This is a genomic window from Sphingomonas guangdongensis, assembly GCF_900199185.1.
In the GTDB taxonomy this organism is placed as follows: domain Bacteria; phylum Pseudomonadota; class Alphaproteobacteria; order Sphingomonadales; family Sphingomonadaceae; genus Sphingomonas; species Sphingomonas guangdongensis.
In genome coordinates this window covers 156,386-173,631 of record NZ_OBMI01000002.1, presented here as the reverse complement: position 1 = coordinate 173,631, position 17,246 = coordinate 156,386, and the positions used below count along the sequence as shown (strand labels likewise).

The 17,246-nt window shown below is 68.9% G+C and carries 13 protein-coding genes; 6 read left to right on the top strand and 7 right to left on the bottom strand.

The window, feature by feature from the left end; genetic code table 11:
* Positions 1–77: 77 nt before the first annotated feature.
* From CRO12_RS07925 to CRO12_RS07910, 4 genes are all read right to left on the bottom strand, one after another.
* A complete protein-coding gene (locus tag CRO12_RS07925; protein ID WP_097063537.1) occupies positions 78–3,347 on the bottom strand; it encodes a TonB-dependent receptor in 3,270 nt (1,089 codons plus the stop codon).
* A gap of 156 nt (positions 3,348–3,503) precedes the next feature.
* A complete protein-coding gene (gene ligA / locus CRO12_RS07920; protein WP_097063536.1) occupies positions 3,504–5,600 on the bottom strand; it encodes an NAD-dependent DNA ligase LigA in 2,097 nt (698 codons plus the stop codon).
* A 65-nt stretch (positions 5,601–5,665) separates the two neighbouring features.
* Complete coding sequence (locus tag CRO12_RS07915; RefSeq protein ID WP_097063535.1) at positions 5,666–7,714, bottom strand: putative bifunctional diguanylate cyclase/phosphodiesterase; 2,049 nt, start codon at positions 7,712–7,714, stop codon at positions 5,666–5,668.
* Between the two features lie 140 nt (positions 7,715–7,854).
* A complete protein-coding gene (locus CRO12_RS07910) occupies positions 7,855–8,472 on the bottom strand; it encodes an opacity protein (RefSeq protein WP_097063534.1) in 618 nt (205 codons plus the stop codon).
* Positions 8,473–8,771: 299 nt separating this feature from the next.
* Here CRO12_RS07910 and CRO12_RS07905 point away from each other — a divergent pair, with 299 nt between their 5' ends.
* Genes CRO12_RS07905 through uvrB form a run of 3 tightly spaced genes read left to right on the top strand, consistent with a single transcriptional unit; the run spans position 8,772 to position 12,678 of the window.
* Positions 8,772–9,995, top strand: a complete 1,224-nt coding sequence (locus CRO12_RS07905) for an MBL fold metallo-hydrolase (protein ID WP_097063533.1) — start codon at positions 8,772–8,774, stop codon at positions 9,993–9,995.
* Positions 9,992–10,414, top strand: a complete 423-nt coding sequence (locus CRO12_RS07900) for a hypothetical protein (protein WP_097063532.1) — start codon at positions 9,992–9,994, stop codon at positions 10,412–10,414. The genes CRO12_RS07905 and CRO12_RS07900 overlap by 4 nt, the downstream gene beginning before the upstream one ends.
* A gap of 59 nt (positions 10,415–10,473) precedes the next feature.
* Positions 10,474–12,678, top strand: a complete 2,205-nt coding sequence (gene uvrB / locus CRO12_RS07895) for an excinuclease ABC subunit UvrB (protein ID WP_097063531.1) — start codon at positions 10,474–10,476, stop codon at positions 12,676–12,678.
* Positions 12,679–12,824: 146 nt separating this feature from the next.
* Here uvrB and CRO12_RS07890 read toward each other — a convergent pair whose 3' ends face one another.
* Together CRO12_RS07890 and CRO12_RS07885 are read right to left on the bottom strand one after the other, a co-directional pair.
* Entirely contained in the window at positions 12,825–13,292 is a 468-nt protein-coding gene (locus CRO12_RS07890; RefSeq protein ID WP_097063530.1) for a hypothetical protein, read from the bottom strand.
* Positions 13,293–13,295: 3 nt separating this feature from the next.
* Positions 13,296–13,667 carry a PRC-barrel domain-containing protein gene (locus tag CRO12_RS07885; protein ID WP_097063529.1) on the bottom strand — a complete coding sequence of 124 codons (372 nt, stop codon included), beginning with the start codon at positions 13,665–13,667 and terminating at the stop codon, positions 13,296–13,298.
* A 122-nt stretch (positions 13,668–13,789) separates the two neighbouring features.
* On the opposite strand from CRO12_RS07885, the gene CRO12_RS07880 reads away from it, so the two are divergent.
* Positions 13,790–14,311, top strand: coding sequence for a hypothetical protein (locus tag CRO12_RS07880; protein ID WP_097063528.1), 522 nt, complete (start codon positions 13,790–13,792; stop codon positions 14,309–14,311).
* Between the two features lie 19 nt (positions 14,312–14,330).
* Here CRO12_RS07880 and CRO12_RS07875 read toward each other — a convergent pair whose 3' ends face one another.
* On the bottom strand, positions 14,331–14,612 hold the full coding sequence (locus CRO12_RS07875; RefSeq protein ID WP_097063527.1) for a chorismate mutase: 282 nt from the start codon (positions 14,610–14,612) through the stop codon (positions 14,331–14,333).
* Positions 14,613–14,690: 78 nt separating this feature from the next.
* On the opposite strand from CRO12_RS07875, the gene CRO12_RS07870 reads away from it, so the two are divergent.
* Both CRO12_RS07870 and CRO12_RS07865 read left to right on the top strand, forming a co-directional pair.
* Positions 14,691–15,704, top strand: coding sequence for a polyprenyl synthetase family protein (locus tag CRO12_RS07870; protein WP_097063526.1), 1,014 nt, complete (start codon positions 14,691–14,693; stop codon positions 15,702–15,704).
* A 6-nt stretch (positions 15,705–15,710) separates the two neighbouring features.
* Positions 15,711–17,156 (top strand): ATP-binding protein, encoded by a 1,446-nt coding sequence (locus CRO12_RS07865; RefSeq protein WP_097063525.1) that lies wholly within the window; start codon positions 15,711–15,713, stop codon positions 17,154–17,156.
* Positions 17,157–17,246: the final 90 nt, after the last annotated feature.

Genomic DNA, 17,246 nt, shown 5'->3' with positions numbered 1-17,246 from the left:
GCGGCCCCGCGCAAAGGGAACGGCCGCCGCCCCGGGTGGAGCGACGGCCGTCCTGGTGCCTGGTGCGGCGAGGGCGCTTAGAAGGTGAAGCGCGCGCCGACGCGGATCAGGTAGAGCGAGTTGTTGGTGTTCACCACCGCCTCGGTCGGCGCGCGGTACGACGAGTAGCGGTAGCTGGCGCAGCCGTTGACCGGGTTGGTCGGGCTGCCGATCACGCCCGACACGGGCGCGCCCGCGGCGTTCAGGCAGGCGACCTGCACCGCCGCCGAGGTGTACGGGAAGCCGAGCTGGCGCAGCCCACCCCAATCGGAGTTGAGGAGGTTGGGCAGGTTCTCGATGTCCGCCCACAGCGTGATCCGCGACTTGCCGATGAAGGTCGGGATCTCCTGCTCCGCGTGGAGGTCGATGCGGGTGAAGGCACGCGACCGGGCGATGTTCTTGGGCGCGACCTGGCCACGGAAGTTGCGCAGCTCGGTGCTGTTGATCAGTCCCTCCAGCTGATCACGAGTCGTGGTGCTGTCGTAGCTGACCAGCGCGTCGGTGGTGCTGGTCGGCACGTAGAGCAGGTAGCGGTCGTTGTTGCCGACAGTACCGAAGATTGGCGAGCGACCGCCGTTCGGGTCCTGCATGGTGAAGCTGTAGCGACGGCCCGCGCGGGTTTCACCGAACAGCTGAATGGCGGTGCGATAGTCGCCGAAGAAGGCGTGATCGAAGCCGATGTTGTACTTGAACGCCCACTTGATCTCGTCGTTCGACGTTCCGTACACCGGGAAGTTCGGATCGACGGCCGGCTGCTGGCCGTAGAGCGACCCCGCGGTCGACGCCGTCGCCGGGCTGACGTCTTTCACGTCCGCCCAGGTGTAGCTGCCGCCGAACGACAGGCCCCAGTCGAACTGCTTGTCGAAGCGCGCGGTCGCGAGAAAGCTGCGGCCGCGGGTCTCGTCGTAGAACACGAAGTCGCTGTTCGCGTCGCCGATCCCGCCCACCGAGGTGTAGCGCGGGCGACCATCGGGCAGGCGCCCGACCGGAACACCGCGAAGATCGGTGAACGCCGGCGAGTGGAGCGTGTCACTGTAGTAGAAGTCACCACCGACGTTGAAGCCGAACAGGTTCACGTCGGCCGAGAAGGTCGCCTTCAGCACCGACGGAAGGTGAATGTCGGGCGCCACCGCGACCGTCGGCGACAGCGCCAGGCTGGCCGTGTTGGTCTGGAGGAAGTTGACCGCCGCCTGCGGAAGCGCCGGCGTTGTAACATTGTTCAGCACCGCGGTGCAGACTGCCGCCGGGCCGGTCGAGCAGGTGTTGGCCCCGTTCGCCGAGCGGATCACGCCGAAGTTGGTGGTCGACGCGGTGAAGGCGTTCGCCAGCACGCCGGTGTTGGAGAAGGCGTTCGACAGGTAGATGTCGGGCGAGCCGCCGCCGAAGATGCCAACGCCGCCGCGCAGACGGGCCCAGTCGGTCGCCTCCCAGTTGAAGCTGACGCGCGGCTGGAAGTTGTCGAGGCCCTTGTAGGTCTGCGTGTTCGGGAAGTTGAAACGCTGCAGGAAGAACTGATTGAACACCGGCGCGTCGCGCTGACCGAACAGGTCGTAGCGGAAGCCCGTGGTGATCGTGAGGCGATCGGTGACCCGCCAGTCGTCGGAGAAACCGAAGGTGTACTGGCCGTACTTGAAGTCCGCCGCGACGCTGTTGATGTCGCCGTTGACCGGCACCTGCAGGTTGTACGCCCCCGCGGTGCCTGACTGGAAGTCGGCGACTGAGTCGAAGTAAAGGAAGCCGGCCGTGTTCTGCAGGAACAGGTTGTAGGTCCGGTTCTCGTTGTACTCGACGAACATGCGCAGCTCGTGGCTGCCCGCCTCGTAGCGCGCAAGGAACGAACCACCCCACTGGTCATAGAAGAGCTGGTTGGTCTGGCGGCTGTTGTCCGGGCCGAACTGGTAGTTGGTGACGCCGGTCGAGCACTGCGACGTCGATCCGGCGCTGGTCGCATCGCCGCAAACGCGGATCTGCGGGTAGCCGGTGCCGAGCAGCGAATCCTGGCCGACGCGGGTCCAGCGGTACAGCACGCGTGCCTCGGTCGACAGGCGGTCGGTCCAGTCCGAGTTGAGCTGGACGATACCCGCGCGCAGCAGGTTGGAGCGGGTGTAGTAGTTCGACGCCAGCGATGCGATTGGCGTAGTGGCCGACGTGCTGGTGCCGTTGGCGACCGTGCTCGTCTCGAACGCGTTGATGTACGAAACCGACAGGCGCTGCCCGTCCATGATGTTCCAGTCGATCTTGCCGACGATCTTCTCGTCCTTCTGATCGTTGATCGAGACGAAGTCGCCGGTCGCGTAGTTGCCGTAGCGCGCCGAGTTCGCGATGCCCTGGATCGTGCTGAGCGTGGTGGGCGAGAAGCCCGGGATCAGTGCGGGATCGGCGACCGAGAGCGGGCGCGGATCGGTGTTGCGCTCGGCCGAGACCATGAAGAACAGCTTGTCGCGGATGATCGGGCCCGACAGCGTCGCGCCATAGGTCTCCGACCGATACTCCGGCAGGGTGATGCGAGTGGAACCGATCTCCTTGCCCTGCGTGTCGGAGGTCGACAGCGAGTAGAAGCCGGTGCCGGTGAAGTCATTGGTGCCCGACTTCATGACCGTGTTGAGCGAGCCGCCCGCGAAATTGCCCTCGCGGATGTCGTAGGGCGCGATCGAGACGGAGAACTGGCCGATCGCATCATAGGGGATCGGGCCGCGACCGGTGGGGTTGGCGTCCGAGTTCAGACCGAAGTTGTCGCCGACCTGCACGCCGTTGATCGTGAAGCGGTTGAAGCGCGGGTTCACGCCCGCGAACGACACCGCACGGCTGTTCGACAGATCGAGCGTCGCGAACGGATCGCGCCGGGCGAGGTCACGGACGTCGCGGTTGACGGAGGCCACCAGCGAGATGTCGCGCGCGGTCAGCACCGTCTGCGGACCGTCGGAGGTGACGCCCGCACCCGAGATCGACGAAGCCGTCACGACGATGTCGGTGCTGCCCGCGTCCGCCAACTCGACCGGCAGGACATAGTCGTTGCCGACGGTGGTCAGGATGTCGCTGACCGTCGCGTTGCCGCTCGCGCTCGTCACCTCGACGCTGAAGGGACCGCCGACGCGCAGGCCGCTCGCGCTGAAGCTGCCGTCCGCTGTCGTCGTGGTGGTCGAGCGGGTGCCCGAGGGGACGTGGGTCACGACCACTTCGGCCCCGGCCACCGGCGCGCCGCCGCTGGTGACGTTGCCACGGATCGTGGAGGTGGTCTCCTGCGCCATCGCATGGATCGGAGCGATGAGTGCGACGAGGGCCACCCCGCCGAAAAAGGCCGTACGCATTAGTTGTTTCCCCTTGGAGCGCTACGCTCGACAGGCGGCTTACCCCGCCGCTCGACCGGGCCCCTGCGCCCGATTTATGACCGATAGATGACGGTTTTCGATTCGTGGAGACGCGCGCGAAATCAGTTCTGCTGCGTTGCAAAAACGCATCACTCGTTAACTATTCGCCTCGGCAACGATCTTGGCCCAGCCAGCCTCGTCGATCGTCTCGATAGCTAGCTCGGCAGCTTTCTTCAGTTTGGATCCAGCGCCCGGGCCGTAGACGACGAGGTCGGTCTTCGCCGACACGGAACCGGATACCCGCGCGCCGAGCGCCTCCGCCTGCGCCTTGGCCTCGTCGCGGCTCATCGTCTCTAGCGTGCCGGTAAACACCACGGTCTTGCCGTTCACGCGCGACACCCGTGTCTCGACCACGAACGGCGGCGGCGACACTTCCGTCAGCAGGTCGTCCCATACCGCGACGTTGTGCGGCTCGTGAAAGAAGTGGCCGAGCGCGCCGACCACGGCGGGCCCGACCCCCTCCACCAGCTCGAACCGGGCGAGCGCATCGGGGTCACCGGCCGCTGCGCCCTCGGCCGCCGCGCGCAGGCCGGGCAGGTCGACGAAGAGCTTCAGCAGGTCGCGCGCGGTGACCTGACCGACATGGCGGATGCCGAGCCCGAACAGCAGCCGCGCGGCGTCCGGCGCGCGCCGTGCCTCGATCGCGGCGAGCAGCGCGTCGACCGACTTGGCCTGCCAGCCCTCCCGCGCCAGCAGCGCCTCGCGGTGCGCGCGGATGCGGAAGAGGTCGGCCGGCTCGCGGAGCCAGCCGAGCTCGATAAGCTCCACCAGCGTCTTCTCGCCCAGCCCGTCGATGTCGAGCGCACTGCGGCTGACGAAATGCTTCAATCGTTCGAGCCGCTGGGCCGGGCAGATCAGCCCGCCGGTGCAGCGCACGTCGACCTCGCCCGCCTCCGCCACCGCCTCGCTGCCGCAGACCGGGCAGTGGGTCGGGAAGGCGAAGGGCGGACGATCGTCGCCGGCCGACAGATTCTCGACGATCTGCGGGATCACGTCGCCGGCGCGCTGGAGCACCACGCGGTCACCGGCCCGCACGCCCAGCCGGGCGATCTCGTCGGCGTTGTGGAGGGTCGCGTTGGTCACGACCACGCCGCCGACGGTGACCGGGTGGAGCCGCGCGACCGGGGTCAGCTTGCCGGTCCGCCCGACCTGGATGTCGATCCGCTCCAGCGTGGTCTGTGCGCGCTCGGCCGGGAACTTGTGCGCCATCGCCCAGCGCGGCGCCCGTCCGACCGTGCCGAGCCGCGCCTGCCAGTCGAGCCGGTCCACCTTGTAGACGACACCGTCGATGTCGAACGGCAGGTCGGCGCGGCCGGCCTCAATCCGGCGATAGACGGCCAGTGCATCCTCAATCCCCGCGCAGCGTTGCAGATCGTTCGACAGCGGGAACCCCCAGCCGCCGATCGCCGCCATCACCTCGTCCTGGGTCGCGCCCGGCACCGCGCTCGCCTCCCCCCAGCCGTGCGCCAGGAAGCGCAGGGGCCGGGCGGCGGTGACCGCGGCATCCTTCTGGCGGAGCGAGCCCGCCGCGGCGTTGCGCGGGTTGGCGAATTGGCGCGGGTCCTTACCCGCCGCGGTCGCCTCCGCGAGCAGCCGCGCGTTCAGCGCGGCGAACTCGTCCTTGGCCATGTAGACCTCACCGCGCACCTCGAAGACGTCGGGGGCGTCGGCGGGCAGCTGCTGCGGCACGTCGGCAATTGTGCGGACGTTGGCGGTAACGTCCTCCCCGACCGCACCATCGCCCCGCGTCAGCGCACGCACCAGCCGCCGCCCCTCGTAGCGTAGCGAGCAGGACAGCCCGTCGATCTTGGGCTCGGCGGTGAGCGCCACCGGTTCGTCGGCGGCCAGGCTGAGGAAACGGCGCACCCGCGCGACGAAGTCGGCCACGTCCTCGTCCGAGAAGGCATTGTCGAGGCTCAGCATCGCCCGCGCATGCGGCACCTTGGCCAGGTGTCCTGCCGGTGCAGCCCCGACCTGACGGCTGGGCGAATCGGCGCGGATCAGTTCGGGGAACGCCGCCTCGATCGCGGCATTGCGCCGGACCAGCGCGTCATAGTCCGCGTCGCTGATCTCCGGCGCGTCCTCCGTATGGTAGCGGGTGTTGTGATGCGCGATCTGCGCCGCCAGCCGCGCGAGTTCGGCGGCCGCATCGTCGGGTGTGGCGGGGAGCGGAGACGCGGGAAGCGGAACCATGGGCACGACCTACGAAAGCGGTGCGCCCTCGGCAACGCTCCTCCTCGTTCCGGGCTCCGTACGGGTCAGCCGGCCCTGCGCACCTTTGGCGGCGGGCCCAGCCGGTCGAGGTTGATCGGCTCGAGGAACTCGACCCCAGCCTGGCCGTTGACCGCCCAGCGCAGCACACCGCTCACCATCCGGCCCTCGCCGACCTCGATCCGGACGGTTGTCCCGTCGATCTCGCCGCTGAACTCGACTCCATCGATCATTGCGCCGGTGGTGGACAGGTTGCGGATCCGCACCTCGCCGCGGCTGCCGCCGATCTCCAGCGTCGCCCAGCGGAGCATCTTGCTTCGCTGCGGCCGGCTGGTGCGATGCCCGACCGGAGTCGCGGTGTGACCCTCGTCGGCGCGCGCGAGCACTTCGCCGTGGCGGATCGCCTTGCCATACACCCAGCCCTGGATGTGGGTGCAGCCGAGTTCGCGGATCAGCGCGATCTCGTCCTGCGTCTCCACGCCCTCGGCCGTGGTTTCCATCCCCAGCGTGTCGGCTAGCGTCACGATCGCCTTGATGATCGCGGCGTTGCGGTTGCCGGCGACCGCCGCGCCGCGGACAAAGCTCTGATCGATCTTGATCTTGTCGAACGGCGCCTTGCGCAGGTAGCCGAGCGAGGAATAGCCGGTGCCGAAATCGTCGAGGCTGAGCCGCACGCCCAGCGCCTTGAGACTCGCGAACATCGCCTCCGACGACGCGCTCTCGTTCAGGAAGACGCTCTCGGTGATCTCGAGCTCCAGCCGCTGCGGCGCGATCCCCGACTGGACCAGCGCGTTCGCGACGAGCGTCGGCAGCGCGGGATTGGCGAACTGGATTGGCGACACGTTGACCGCGACCCGGACGTCCGAGGGCCACTGCGCGGCATCACTGGTCGCGGTGCGCAGCACCCACTCGCCGATCGCCTCGATCATCCCGCAGTCCTCGGCGATCGGGATGAAGTCGGCCGGACTGATCGCACCGCGGATCGGGTGTTCCCAGCGCAGCAGCGCCTCGTAGCCGGTGACGCGCGCGTCCGATGTGGAGACGAGCGGCTGGTAGGCGACGTGGAATTGCCCACCGGACAGCGCGACGCGCAGGTCGTCCTCCAGCTGCTTGCGGTTCTGCGCGCCGGCCAGCATCTCCTCGCGGTAGAAGCGGTGGGTGCCGCGACCGTCACCCTTGGCGGCATAGAGCGCCAGGTCGGCGTTTCGGGTCAGCGTCTCCGCATCGCCGCCGTCGTCGGGGGCGACCGCGATGCCCACCGAGCAGCCGATCGAGATCGACGAACCCTTGACCACATAGGGCTGCGACAGCGCGATGATGATGTTGCCGGCGAGCTCCGACAGGCGCTCGCGGTTGCTGGCACTCGGCAGGATCACCTTGAACTCGTCGCCGCCCAGCCGCCCGACCAGCCCGTGCTCGCCGACCGTGCGGACCAGCCGCTGGCCGACCTGCTTCAGCAGCTCGTCGCCGACCTGGTGGCCGAGCGTGTCGTTGACCGTCTTGAAGCGGTCGAGGTCGAGCAGCATCAGCGCGACCGCTCGGTAGGACCGCGCGGTCTGCGCGAGCGTCTGATCGAGCGACAGGCGCATCCGCTGCCGGTTGGCGAGCCCGGTCAGCGCGTCGAACATCGCGAGCCGCGCGATCTCCGCCTCCGATCGCCGTTTCTCCGTGAGGTCGCTGCCCCAGCCGACGAAGCCGTGGAACACGCCTTGTTCGTCAAAGAGTGGCCGGCCGGAGATCGACCACCAGCGCTCCGGCGCGCCGGTTGCGGGTCGGACTGTGTACTCGGCGAAGGAGGTGCGCGAGGAGAGATGGAAGCCGAGCGTCCGCTCGGTATCCGGACGTTCGCTGTCGATCTGGAACAGGGCGGTCACGGGCAGGCCAGTGGCGCGGTCGACGCCGAGTTGCCGCACGACCTTGTCGGAGAGATAGGTCAGCCTGCCCTCGCCGTCGGTCTGCCAGAACCAGCCGGAGCCGCCCTCCTCCACCGCATCGATCATGCGCAGCGCTTGCTCGCCGCGACGCAGCTCGTCCGCGTCCGAGGGATCGGCGGCCAACCGACGGAGATTGCCGATGCCGCGAAAGGATCTGATCATGCCTCCCACCGCGCATCAATGTAGTTGCGCTAAGTTAACAAAACGTCGTCCACGTCCGTTCGCTGCCGCACCGATTCGAGAAGGGGCGAGGCATCGCTGCCCCGCCCCCCGCGGTACGCCAACAGGATCGGATCAGCCGATCAGAAGTGGGTCACGATACCCAGCGTTGGGCGGAAGCTGTGGAAGTCGCCGAACGTCGACACCTCGCCGCGCAGGCGGAAGCCCGAGTTGCCGGTGATGCCGCCGAGACCGATGTCCTTCGGCCCAACCTCAAAGCCCGCGCCATAGGTCACGTCGTTGAAGTCGCGGTTAGTCGGCACGCGCTTCTCGAAGTTGACCCACTGATAGCCGACCCGGCCGTAGATCAGGCCTGAGTCGCCCGCGCGCACGCCAAACCGGCCGGCCGCGCCGTACTGCCAGTCGATATCGCCCGACAGGCCCTTGGCGACGTTGCCCTCGGCACCGACGAACACCGGACCGAGCGGGACGTTGAAGCCGACCAGGCCCTCGACCAGGCTGCCGTTCAGCTCGTTGTTGCGGCTGACGCCCGGGATGCCGGCGCTATTGGGCTCGCTGTCGAACTGCTCCCAGCCGCCGCGGATGGCGATGTAGGGCTCGATCCCGAACGCAGGGCTGCCGTCGGGCGCCTCGGCAACGGTGCCGGTGTCTGCGGTGGTTTCGGCGGGGACGTCCTGCGCAAGCGCTGGCGACGCGACGGCGATCGCCGCGAACGCCGCGGCGGTGAAGAGGCTACGCATGATACGACCTTTTTCAGTGGGACGGACCGGACCTGACCAACTGTGACAGGCCCCGACGTCCGAGGAGCCTGCACAACCGCGACCCCTCCCGTTCGTTGCAGTGCACCCAAGATTTTTCCGCAGAAATCCGTCATCGTTGCACAAAAGACACGCTTCCTGTCGCGCAGGTGAACGAAAGCCGGCGGCGATGTGGCACGAAGGTGTTCACGTCGCCGCAGCTGTGGCAGCCATCGATCGAGGTGTCGTCGGGCGCGTTTGGACAGGGTGACGCCGCGTCCGCTTGCGCCTAGGCCGCTGGCATGACTCTGCTCTCCATCCTGCGCGGGCTGCTCTGGCTGCTGCTGTTCCTGGTTGGCGCGGCCGGGTTCGCCGCGACGATCCTGCCGCGCTTCCTGGACCGGGTGTATTATGCGGGACCGCGGAGCGATCACTTCGACGGCGAGCGCTTCTTCAACCCGGACGGCGACGACGACACTGCGGCGCCGCCCGGCGGTGGTAGCCGCCGTAGCTTCCTCTGGCGGCAGCTGACCGGCAACGATGGCCGCCCGGCCTGGCCCGCCGCGGTGTCGGTGACGCCGGCGCGTCCCGACGCCTTGCTCCAGCCGCGCGCCGGACAGGCGTCCGCGGCCGATGGCAACCCGCCGATGCTTGCTACCTGGGTCGGCCACGCGACCGTGCTGGTCCAGGTGCCCGGGCTCAACATCCTGACCGACCCGGTATGGAGCGAGCGGGCCGGACCATTCGGGTTCGGACCGAAGCGGGTGCACGAACCCGGCATCGCCTTCGACGACCTGCCGAAGGTCGACGTCGTGCTGCTCAGCCACAACCACTACGACCACATGGACCTGGCAACGCTCAAGCGGCTGTGGGAGCGCGACCGGCCGCTGATCGTCACGCCGCTCGGCAACGACACGATCCTGCGCGGCCACGGCATCGACGCGGTGGCGCTGGATTGGGGAGCGCAGACGGACGTGCCCGCGGCGGGCGGCGGCGCGCCGATCCGGGTCATCCTCAACCGCGCGCACCACTGGGGCAGCCGCTGGGGTGCGGACCGCAGCCGGGCGCTGTGGGGCGGGTTCGTGGTCGTGCTGCCGGGCGGCAACCTCTACTTCGCCGGCGACACCGGCTTTGGCGACGGACGCTGGGCGGACGAAGCGGCAGCCCACGGTCCGATCCGGCTGGCGCTGATCCCGATCGGCGCGTTTCGTTTCGTGCCCGGGCAGATGACGTCGGGCAGCCACATCGGTCCCGCCGACGCGGCCGAGGCCTACCGCCGCACCGGCGCAGCCCGCGCGATCCCGATTCACTGGGGCACCTTTCGCCTGAGCTACGAGGGGCGTGACACCCCGCCCGGGCTGCTGGCGGCGGCGACGGCGTGCACCGGACAGAGCGGGTTCGACCCCGTCCCCGTCGGCGTACCGCAGGCGATCCCGCCGTTCGCGCCGGCCGCGCCCGCCCGCGCCTTCTCGCGGACAGAGATACTCGCCTGCCTCCACACGCCGGCGGCCAGGACGCTCAAGTGAGGGCGGCGGCGCCGTTCCTGCCCGAGCGGTCGGCGGCGCGACGCGGCTATTATGTCACCAGCATGGACCGGATCGGGCTGGCGCTCGGCGTCGCGGGCCTGAGCAGCGGGTTCGTCACCGCCGTGCTGCTGGCGCTGGGCGGTACACACGCGATCGCCGCACTCGCGATCGGCGCGCTGCTTGGCGCTGGCGGCGGGATGGCCGCGGCCCTAGTGCTGCTCGGGCCGGTATGGGCGCTGCTCCACCGCGCGCACCGCCGTGGACCTATCGTCGCCGCGCTGGCCGCAGGGGCGTTGGCGGCGATCCTGCTGCTGGCCGTCCGCGCACCGCTGCTGACGCCGGGGGGCGCCGGCTTGATCCTGGCTGCCGCCGCAACCGGCGTCGCGATGCAGCACGTAGCCTACCGGCGCATCCTCTGACCGGCGACGTCGCCGGGTTCGCGTTGCGTTCCCACCCACGCGGACCCATATTCGCCGCCATGGCGATCCACATCCGCAAGTCGCTCGACGAGCCCGAGACCAACGACGAGTTCGTGCCGCATCGCCCGGCGCGCCCCCCGAAAGCAGAGGGCGGCAAGCGGCTGGAGATCGTGTCCGACTACCAGCCCGCCGGCGACCAGCCGACTGCCATCGCCGAGCTGGTCGAGGCCGCGCGCGCCGGCGAGCGCGACCAGGTGCTCTTGGGTGTCACCGGCTCGGGCAAGACCTTTACCATGGCCAAGGTGATCGAGGAGCTGCAACGCCCCGCGCTCATCCTCGCGCCAAACAAGATCCTGGCCGCCCAGCTCTACGGCGAGTTCAAGTCGTTCTTCCCGAACAACGCGGTCGAGTATTTCGTCAGCTACTACGACTATTACCAACCGGAGGCGTACGTGCCCCGGTCGGACACCTATATCGAGAAGGAATCCTCGACAAACGAGGCGATCGACCGGATGCGCCATTCCGCCACCCGGTCACTGCTGGAGCGCGACGACGTGATCATCGTTGCATCCGTCTCTTGCCTGTACGGCATCGGCTCGGTTGAGACCTACTCCGCCATGATCTTCGACCTGAAAAAGGGTCAGGTCGTCGACCAGCGCGAGATCGTCCGCAAGCTGGTCGCCCTCCAGTACAAGCGCAACGACGCCGCCTTCGCCCGCGGCAACTTCCGGGTGAAGGGCGACAATCTGGAGATTTTCCCCTCGCACTATGAGGACACCGCCTGGCGCGTGTCCTTCTTCGGCGACGACATTGAGGAGATCGTCGAGTTCGATCCGCTGACCGGCAAGAAGGTCGCGACGCTCGACTATGTCCGCATTTACGCCAACTCGCACTATGTGACGCCCGGCCCGACGCTCAAGCAAGCGATGGAGGCGATCAAGTTCGAGCTCGCTGACCGGCTGCAGGAGCTGGTGAGCGAGGGCAAGCTGCTAGAGGCGCAGCGGCTGGAGCAGCGCACCAACTTCGACCTGGAGATGATCGCCGCGACGGGAAGCTGCGCGGGAATCGAGAACTATTCCCGCTTCCTGACCGGCCGGCTGCCGGGCGAGCCGCCGCCGACGCTGTTCGAGTATATTCCTGAGAACGCGCTGCTGTTCGTCGATGAGAGCCACCAGACGATCGGCCAGATCAACGGCATGTCGCGCGGCGACCACCGTCGCAAGCTGACGCTCGCCGAGTACGGCTTCCGCCTGCCTTCCGCGATCGACAACCGCCCGCTCAGGTTCAACGAGTGGGAGGCGATGCGCCCGCAGACGACCTACGTCTCGGCGACGCCGGGCGAGTGGGAAATGGAGCAGACCGGCGGCGTCTTCGCCGAGCAGGTAATCCGTCCCACCGGCCTGATCGACCCACCGGTCGAGATCAGGCCCGTGGAGGAGCAGGTCCAGGACCTGATCCAGGAGTGCAAGGCGACCACCGCGCTCGGCTACCGCACGCTCGTCACGACGCTCACCAAGCGGATGGCGGAGGACCTGACCGAGTACATGCACGAGGCGGGGATCAAGGTCCGCTACATGCACTCGGACGTCGAGACTCTGGAACGCATCGAGCTGATCCGCGACCTCCGGCTCGGGGTCTACGACGTGCTGATCGGCATCAACCTGCTGCGCGAGGGGCTCGACATCCCCGAGTGCGGGCTGGTCGCGATCCTCGACGCCGACAAGGAAGGATTCCTCCGCTCCGAAACCTCGCTGATCCAGACCATCGGCCGCGCCGCGCGCAACGTGGAGGGCCGGGTGATCCTCTACGCCGACCGGATGACCGGCAGCATGGAGCGCGCGATCAACGAGACCAACCGCCGCCGCGAGAAGCAGCAGGCCTACAATGTCGAGCACGGCATCACGCCCGCGACGGTCAAGAAGAACATCGGCGACATCATCGCCCATGTCGCGTCCAAGGATCAGGTCACCGTCGAGATCGACGAGGACCGACCGCACATGGTTGGCCACAACCTGCGCGGCTACATCGAGGAGCTGGAGAAGCGGATGCGCGAGGCCGCGGCCAACCTGGAGTTCGAGGAGGCCGGGCGGCTGCGCGACGAGATCCGCCAGCTGGAGAAGGAGGAACTCGGCCTGCCCGCTCCCGAGCGCAGCGCCGCGCCGATCATGGGCCGCTCGAACGAGGGCAAGCCGGGCACGCGCAAGACCCGCTACGGCAAGCAGCAGAAGCTCAGGATGGCGGGTGGAAGCCGGCGGGCGCGGTAGGACTGAAGCCGCTCGCCGCCTCAACACCGTTCGTGCTGAGTAGCGGCCGAGTAGCTGCGTAAGCAGCGTATCGAAGGCGCGTATCGAAGCACATGGTTCGCGCGCGAAACAGTCCTTCGATACGCGCCTTCGACTGCGCTCAATCGCTACTCAGGACGAACGGACGTACCGGCTAGCCGCTCCGCGATCACCGCCGTCGCCACCGACTGCAGCACGTGCAGTCCCCAGCGTTCCGCCGCCTTGCGCGGACCCGCCTCGACCTCGCCCTCCGTGATCCCAAGCAGCGGCGCGATGCCGGCGATGTTGATCGCGTAGAGCGCGGTACCGAAGCCAGCGCCGAGCGCCCAGGCCGGCACGTCCGGCAGCTCCTCGCGGATGAGCGCGTAGCCATAGCCGAACACGGCCGACGCACCGAGGTGATTGGCGAACTCGACAACGCTCGTGCCGGCGTCGCCGATCAGGTCGCGCGACCCCGTCGTCTCGTCGATCCAGTCGACCGCGTCGCGATCAAGCGTCTTGCCGAGTGCGCCGGTCTTCCGACCCGCAAACATCGCCGCGGTGGTGATCACCCCGGCGGCGAGCCCGCCGAGCACGGCGGCGGTGCGCGGTGTCACGGCTCAGCCCTCCGCCAGGTTTTCGGCGCGGGTGCCGTAGTAGGCCGCGACCCGGTCGGCATAGGCCTGATCGAAGGTCGGGGCATTGTTCGCCCATGACGGCCCGCCCTCCAGAACGCGCTTGTCGACGGTGATGGTGTAGAGATCGTGGGCGATGTCGTAGTTCAGCAACTCGAACGGCACCGCGTAATAGCTCTTGCCCATGCCGAGGAAGCCGCCAAGGCTGAGCACCGCGTGGGTTGTGCGGCCGGTGCCCTTGTGGACCAGCAGCGCGTGGACGGTGCCGATGTTCGCGCCGTCGCGGCTCTGGAGCTTCAGCGTGTCGGCGACGTTCGCCTGGGTGAGCAGGACCGACTGGACCTCGGTGGTGGACATGCGGGTTCCTCCGGATTGATGCATCGTTGGGTAATCGCAACGATCAACTTGCGGCAGGCCGCGGGGTTCCTGCGGCACCTGCGCGGTTGAGCGGCAGCGCACCTTCCCCCATAACGCCGCCCATGCGTAGCCTTTCCGCCCTGTCGCCCGCCGTTCTGACGCTCGGCGCCCTCACGCTCGGCGGCTGCATCCCGCGCAACGCCCCGCCGCCCCCCGCCCCCGCCGCCCCGCGGCCGGTGCCCCGCCCTGTACCCGCGCCACCGCCGCCGCCCGCCTCCAGCGACTGGCGCGACTGGGCGATCACGCCCGGCACCTGGAGCTACCGCGCAGAGGGCGGCGGATCGGTCGCAAGCTTCGGCCTGCCCGGGGCGGCCCCGGTCGTGTCGCTCCGCTGCGATCGCGCAAACGGGCAGGTGGTCCTCGCGCGTGGCGGCAGCGCTGGGAGCAGCCTGACCGTGCGCACCTCCACCCTCACCCGCGCGCTGGCGGCGCAGGGCGGCGTCGCGCAGCTTCCCGCCCGCGATCCGCTGCTGGACGCGATCGGCTTCAGCCGCGGCCGGTTCGTGGTGGAGGCGCCCCCGCTCGCCCCCGCAGCCATCCCCGCCTGGGCGGAGATCCTGCGGGTGGTGGAGGATTGCCGCTGATCCGCGTTCGTCCTGGACGCTACTCGCCGCGCGCCCGCTCGTGGTGGCGGATCACCTCATCGATGATGAAGCGCAGGAACTTTTCCGAGAACTCGGGGTCGAGCTCGGCCGCCTCGGCGAGCGCGCGAAGCCGCGCGATCTGCGCCTCCTCGCGGCCCGGATCGGCCGGGGGCAGCGCGGCATCCGCCTTGTAGCGCCCGACGGCCTGCGTCACCTTGAACCGCTCGGCCAGCATGAACACAAGTGCCGCATCGATGTTGTCGATGCTCTGGCGGTAGCGCTCCAGGATCGGGTCGGCCATGGGGTACGCTTTGCAAGGGTCTCTTGCGCGGCGCAAGGCTTGCCTTTCCCGACCCCCGCCGCCATTTGCCGCTGCAGCATGAGTGCCACCCTCCACCGCCTGGGCGCGTCCCGCACGCCCTCGCTCGATCCGATGCTGGCGCTCACCGCGCATGACATGAACCTGGTCAACCAGACCATCCTCGCGCGGATGCAGTCGGACATCCCGCTGATCCCCGAGCTCGCCGGTCACCTGATCGCGGGCGGGGGCAAGCGGATGCGGCCGATGCTGACGCTCGCGAGCGCGCGGCTGCTCGACTACTCGGGCACGCGGCACCACCGCCTCGCCGCCGCGGTTGAGTTCATCCACACCGCGACCCTGCTCCACGACGATGTTGTCGATAGCTCCGACCTGCGCCGCGGCCGTCGCACCGCCAACATCATCTGGGGCAATCCGGCGAGCGTGCTGGTTGGCGACTTCCTGTTCAGCCGTTCCTTCGAGCTGATGGTGGAGGACGGCTCCTTGAAGGTGCTGAAGATCCTCTCCAACGCCTCCGCCGTGATCGCGGAGGGAGAGGTCAACCAGCTGACCGCCGTTCGCCGCATCGACCTGGACGAGCAGCGCTATCTCGACATCATCGGCGCCAAGACCGCCGCGCTCTTCGCCGCCGCTTGCAGGATCGCCGCCGTCGTGGCGGAGCGGCCGGAGGCGGAGGAAGCTTCGCTCGACGCCTACGGCCGCAACCTGGGCGTGGCGTTCCAGCTGGTCGACGACGCGCTCGACTATGTCTCGGACGCGGGCACGATGGGGAAGGACGCGGGCGACGACTTCCGCGAGGGCAAGGTCACGCTCCCGATCATCCTGGCCCACGCCCGCGCCGATGCGGAAGGCCGTCGGTTCTGGAAGGACGCGGTGGAGGGTCGCCGCGACAGCGACGCCGACTTCGCCGAGGCGGTGGCGCGCATCCGCGACACTCGCGCGCTCGACGACACGCTCGCCCGCGCACGCCACTATGGCCAGCGTGCCGTGGACGCGATCGGGCCGTTCGCCGGCGGCGCGGCCAAGGACGCGATGGTCGAGGCGGTCGAGTTCGCGATCGCCCGCGCGTACTGATCCACGGTGACCTTTGCCGTCGACATGGGGCTGGACGGCACCGGCCGCGCGGTCACGCTCGACCTGGAGGAGCTGCTCGCTACCCGCCTGCTCGTCCAGGGCAATTCGGGCTCGGGCAAGTCGCACCTGCTTCGCCGCCTGCTGGAGGGGAGCGCCGCGCAGGTGCAGCAGGTGGTGATCGATCCGGAAGGCGACTTCGTGACGCTCGGCGACGCCCACGGCCATGTCGCGATCGAGGCGGTCGACTATTCCGCTGCCGAGCTCACCCGTTTCGCCGGCCGCGCGCGGGAGCATCGCACCTCCGTCGTGCTGAGCCTGGAGGGGCTGGAGATGGAAGGACAGATGCGCTCAGCTACCGCCTTCCTCTCCGGCCTGTTCGACGCGCCGCGCGAGCACTGGTACCCCGCATTGGTGGTGATCGACGAGGCGCAGATCTTCGCGCCCTCGGGCGGCGCGGAAGTGGCGGAGGAGGTGCGCCGCACCTGTCTGGGCGCGATGGCCAACCTGATGTCACGCGGGCGCAAGCGCGGCCTTGCCGGCGTGATCGCGACCCAGCGGCTGGCCAAGCTCAGCAAGAACGTCGCGGCGGAAGCGTCCAACTTCCTGATGGGACGGACCTTTCTCGACATCGACATGGCGCGTGCGGCCGACCTGCTCGGCATGGAGCGGCGCCAGGCGGAGACGATCCGCGATCTCGCGCGCGGCACCTTCTTGGGGCTCGGCCCCGCGATCGCCCGCCGTCCCGTGACGATCCGGATCGGCGCGGTCGCGACCTCCGCGCGCTCGTCGAGCCCGAAGCTGGTGCCGCTGCCCAGTGCCGTGGGAGGGGACGCGCGCGACCTGCTGCTGGCGGAAGTGGAGCAGTCTGTGCCGCTCTACGCACCACCCCCGCCGCCACCGCCCGCGGCAGAGGTGCTGCGCGATCTCGGCCCACAGCCGAACCCCAACGGCTTTGACTTTCCCGAGCCGGACGCGCCCGACGTCGACATCGTCGTCGCAGACGCGCTGCGCGGGATCGCCGAGGATCCGGAATCGACCACGCGCCCCGCCGCGGTGCTGCACCAGGACTTCGCCGTCCGCTGCCGAATGGCGGGCGTGAAGAAGCCGCCGCTCGATCCGTCCGCCTTCGCGCGGCGGCTGGCAGCGGCCCGGGCCGGCATCTACGAGGGCGTGGACGGCGACTGGGCGGAGGCGATGGCGGCGGCCGGCGCACTGCCCGACGAGATGGTGGGGGCATTCCTGCTGATCGCCAGGGCCGCGCGGGAGGGCGCCCCCGCACCGGGCGACGAGGCGATCGCCCGCGCCTATGGAACCACGTCACTCGGCCGCGCGCGGCGGATGCTCGGCTATATGGAGAGCCGCGACATCATCGTGACCCGGATCGACCTGTCGGGTCGGCGCTCAATCACGATCCCGCGGCTGGGGTGGAGCACCGCGTCGGCTGAGGTCTGATCGGACCTTACCTTCGGCTGGCGATAGAGCGATAAGGGACAGCCGCCGCGGCGACTGCCCCTTTATCAGCTTGTCATGCTTCCCGATGGG

Coding starts and splice junctions, on each gene's coding strand:
- CRO12_RS07925 (WP_097063537.1), bottom strand. CDS start 3,347: ATGCGTACGGCCTTTTTCGGCGGGGTGGCCCTCGTCGCACTCATCGCT.
- ligA (WP_097063536.1), bottom strand. CDS start 5,600: ATGGTTCCGCTTCCCGCGTCTCCGCTCCCCGCCACACCCGACGATGCG.
- CRO12_RS07915 (WP_097063535.1), bottom strand. CDS start 7,714: ATGATCAGATCCTTTCGCGGCATCGGCAATCTCCGTCGGTTGGCCGCC.
- CRO12_RS07910 (WP_097063534.1), bottom strand. CDS start 8,472: ATGCGTAGCCTCTTCACCGCCGCGGCGTTCGCGGCGATCGCCGTCGCG.
- CRO12_RS07905 (WP_097063533.1), top strand. CDS start 8,772: ATGACTCTGCTCTCCATCCTGCGCGGGCTGCTCTGGCTGCTGCTGTTC.
- uvrB (WP_097063531.1), top strand. CDS start 10,474: ATGGCGATCCACATCCGCAAGTCGCTCGACGAGCCCGAGACCAACGAC.
- CRO12_RS07885 (WP_097063529.1), bottom strand. CDS start 13,667: ATGTCCACCACCGAGGTCCAGTCGGTCCTGCTCACCCAGGCGAACGTC.
- CRO12_RS07880 (WP_097063528.1), top strand. CDS start 13,790: ATGCGTAGCCTTTCCGCCCTGTCGCCCGCCGTTCTGACGCTCGGCGCC.
- CRO12_RS07875 (WP_097063527.1), bottom strand. CDS start 14,612: ATGGCCGACCCGATCCTGGAGCGCTACCGCCAGAGCATCGACAACATC.
- CRO12_RS07870 (WP_097063526.1), top strand. CDS start 14,691: ATGAGTGCCACCCTCCACCGCCTGGGCGCGTCCCGCACGCCCTCGCTC.